Here is a 3,078-nt window from a genome sequence, read left to right as displayed (position 1 = left end):
AAACAGGTATTTGCTCAGGATAAGAAAAGCCATTTCACAGAAATATAGATAAAAACTTTTATATACCCTGAAATTCTGCTAGTGGTTGGAAAAAGAGTTTGAAAAAATGAAACTTTACAGCTATTCAAGATTAGAGACATTTAAGCAGTGCCCGCTTAAATTCAAGCTGCATTACATAGACGAGGTTGAGACAGAAATTGAAGCGAGCGTGGAAGCCTTTCTTGGCTCGCTTGTGCACGAAACTCTTGAAAAGCTTTACATTGACCTTAAATTCCAGAAGATTGATGCCCTAAATGAGCTCCTTGATTTCTTCAATGAGAACTGGAAGAAGAACTGGAATGACGCAATTGTGATTGTGCGGACTGAATACAACCAGGAAAACTACAAAAAAATGGGCGAAAAGTTCATTTCAGATTATTATGAGAAATACAGCCCTTTCGACCAGTCAAGGACAATTGGGCTTGAGACAAAAGAGCACATAAACCTGGATGACACAGAGGAATACCACATTCACATAAGGATTGACCGCCTTTCAATGGCTGGCGAAGGCATTTATGAGATTCACGATTACAAAACCTCAAGCTCCCTTCCAACACAGGAGGATGTTGATGCTGACAGGCAGCTTGCAATTTATGCATATGGGATAAAAAAAATGTATCCTGATGCAAAGAAGATAATCCTGATTTGGCACTACCTTGCATTTGACAGGGAGCTGCGCTCTGAGAGGAATGAGGAGCAGCTTGAAAATCTCAGAAAGGAAGTGCTTGAACTGATAAAGGATGCTGAGGCGTGCACTGAATTCCCGCCAAAGATGTCTGCCCTGTGCAGCTGGTGCGAATTCCGCCCTATGTGCCCTAATTTCAAGCATCTTTATTCCATTGAAAAAAAGCCGGCAGAGGAGTATCTTGATGATGACGGCGTGAAGCTTGTGAACAAGTATTCCGAGGTTTCTGAGAAAATCAAGGAGCTTACTGATGAAAGCGAGAATCTCAAGGAACGGCTCAGGGAATTTGCAGAGAGGAACAATGTGAACATGATATACGGCTCAGGGGTAAGGGCGTTTGTAAAAAATTATCCCCGGCTTTCCTTTCCAAAAAAAGAGGATTCAAACAGGGAAGAATTCGTGAATACAATAAAGGCAATAGGGCTTTGGGAGAAGATTGCAATCCCTGATGTTTATGAGCTTGCAAAGATGATGAACGGCAACGGCATGCATCCTGAAATAAAGGCGATTCTGGAAAAATATGCGGAAAAAGGATTTACAACCTATGTGCGCCTGAACAGGAGCGGAAGCTATTATTAATAATGCTTATGAGGTGATATTTTTATGGCAAACGGAAATAAGGAAGAAAACAACTGCAGTCTCCCAAAGGTTAAGGCAGGAGACCTTGTGAAGATTGATTTTGTGGCTTCCCTGAGGGACGGAGTGATATTTGACACTTCAATAGGATTTGAGGCAGACAACTGCGGGATAATTGACCCGGACAGGGAGTATAAGCCAGTTGAATTCATAGTTGGAAGCAACGCAGTGATAAAGGGGCTTGATGATGGCTTAATGGGAATGGAGTTCAACGAGTCAAAGACATTTGTCATAAGCCCAAATAAGGCGTATGGCGAAAGGGATGAGTCAAAGTTAAGGGACCTTCCTGTTGAGATAATCGGGGAGAAAAGGGAGCCCATAATAGGCGAGTATTTCATACTGAAAGACGAGAAGGGGCAGTTTGTGAACTGCCTGATAAAGGAAGTGAAAGATGGAAGGATTCTCGCTGACACAAACCACCCTCTTGCAGGAAAAGAAATTGTGATAACAGTGAAAGTGCTTGCAATAAACGGAAAGCCTGCTGAGAAGAAGAGCGAAGAAAAGAACATGGGCACTTATTACTGAACTGCTGCTTTATTTTTTCTTTCAGGTGTTTCTAATTCTTCATCTGTTTTTTCATCCTTTTAATTATCTTAATTTTCAGCTGCCCTAGTCCGGTTTTACCTCTGAAAAATACAAAAGCTTTATATAAGGGCGTTTTTTATTTTAGCCCATGCCAATGTTTAACAGAAATCAGCACAGCAGGGGTAGTTTCCGCCCTGAAGAAGAGGAGGAAATACACCATGTAAAGCTTCCTAGGGGGAGGGAAGTGTTCGGGATTGTTGAGCAAAGGCTTGGCGCATCAAGGATAAGAGTAAGGTGCCTTGACGAAAAAATGAGGGTGTGCAGAATTCCCGGAAGGCTCAAGAGAAAGCTCTGGGTAAGGGAAGGCGATACAGTGATAATAGAGCCGTGGGAGTTTGGCGGCGATAAAAAGGGCGATATTGTATTCAAATACAAGAAGAACCAGGTAAGCTTCCTCAAGAAGCAGGGGCACCTAAAGGACCTTGCGGATTTCGAGGCATTCTGAATAATTTATTTTAAAGATTTCCTAGAAAATTAATATTTCTAGAACATTAATTTCTATGGACATTGCTCATTTTTTCATAATTCCTTCAGAAACAGATTCAGGAGATAGATTCAGCGTTTCTTTTTATTCTTCTTATTATTCTTGCCCCGCCTTTTTTCAGGGAACAGCATGAAAAAGGCAAGCAATATTGCACCTATTGTTATTGCTGAATCAGCCAGGTTGAACACGGGGAAGAAACGAAAGTCAATGAAATCAGCCACAAACCCGTATGAATACCTGTCTATGAGGTTGCCGCAAACACCCCCGAAGATTAGGGCTGAGGATGCCAGTGTGCGCATCCTTTCCTTTAAGGAATCATAGAAATACAGTATCATTCCAAGGAGGATGACAGAAAGCCATGTAATTACTGCTGAGCTTCCTTTTAGGATTCCAAATCCTCCGCCGGTATTCTGCACAAAATTTATGTAAACAATTTCACCAATAAGCGGAAATGATTCAAAGGGAAGCATTTCCATTATTATTCCCTTAAGAATCCTGTCTGCTATTATTACAGCAAGCGCAATTAATGAGAAGATGAGAAAGCGGTTTCTTGAAAAGAAGAATTTCCTTCTTTTCATTTGCGCTCTCACCACATTCTCGCTCTTCCTTCGCCTGCTGAAAGCTTGGCTTCAATATTTGCCATCCTCTG

Annotated in this window: 4 protein-coding genes; 3 read left to right on the top strand and 1 reads right to left on the bottom strand. The window is 41.6% G+C overall.

Annotation, left to right across the window (positions count from 1 at the left end; all coding sequences use genetic code 11):
* Positions 1 to 85: 85 nt before the first annotated feature.
* From NTV63_02390 to eif1A, 3 genes are all read left to right on the top strand, one after another.
* Positions 86 to 1,303, top strand: a complete 1,218-nt coding sequence (locus tag NTV63_02390; GenBank protein ID MCX6709782.1) for a PD-(D/E)XK nuclease family protein — start codon at positions 86 to 88, stop codon at positions 1,301 to 1,303.
* A gap of 24 nt (positions 1,304 to 1,327) precedes the next feature.
* Complete coding sequence (locus tag NTV63_02385) at positions 1,328 to 1,885, top strand: FKBP-type peptidyl-prolyl cis-trans isomerase (protein MCX6709781.1); 558 nt, start codon at positions 1,328 to 1,330, stop codon at positions 1,883 to 1,885.
* 148 nt (positions 1,886 to 2,033) lie between these two features.
* Complete coding sequence (eif1A, locus tag NTV63_02380; protein MCX6709780.1) at positions 2,034 to 2,390, top strand: translation initiation factor eIF-1A; 357 nt, start codon at positions 2,034 to 2,036, stop codon at positions 2,388 to 2,390.
* A 110-nt stretch (positions 2,391 to 2,500) separates the two neighbouring features.
* Here eif1A and lspA read toward each other — a convergent pair whose 3' ends face one another.
* Positions 2,501 to 3,007 (bottom strand): signal peptidase II, encoded by a 507-nt coding sequence (gene lspA / locus NTV63_02375; GenBank protein MCX6709779.1) that lies wholly within the window; start codon positions 3,005 to 3,007, stop codon positions 2,501 to 2,503.
* Between the last annotated feature and the right edge of the window lie 71 nt (positions 3,008 to 3,078).

It is taken from the genome of Candidatus Woesearchaeota archaeon, assembly GCA_026394965.1.
Lineage (GTDB): Archaea > Nanobdellota > Nanobdellia > Woesearchaeales > 0-14-0-80-44-23 > JAPLZQ01.
Note: the sequence above shows the minus strand (reverse complement) of the source record. Positions and strands in the feature narration are given on the sequence as shown.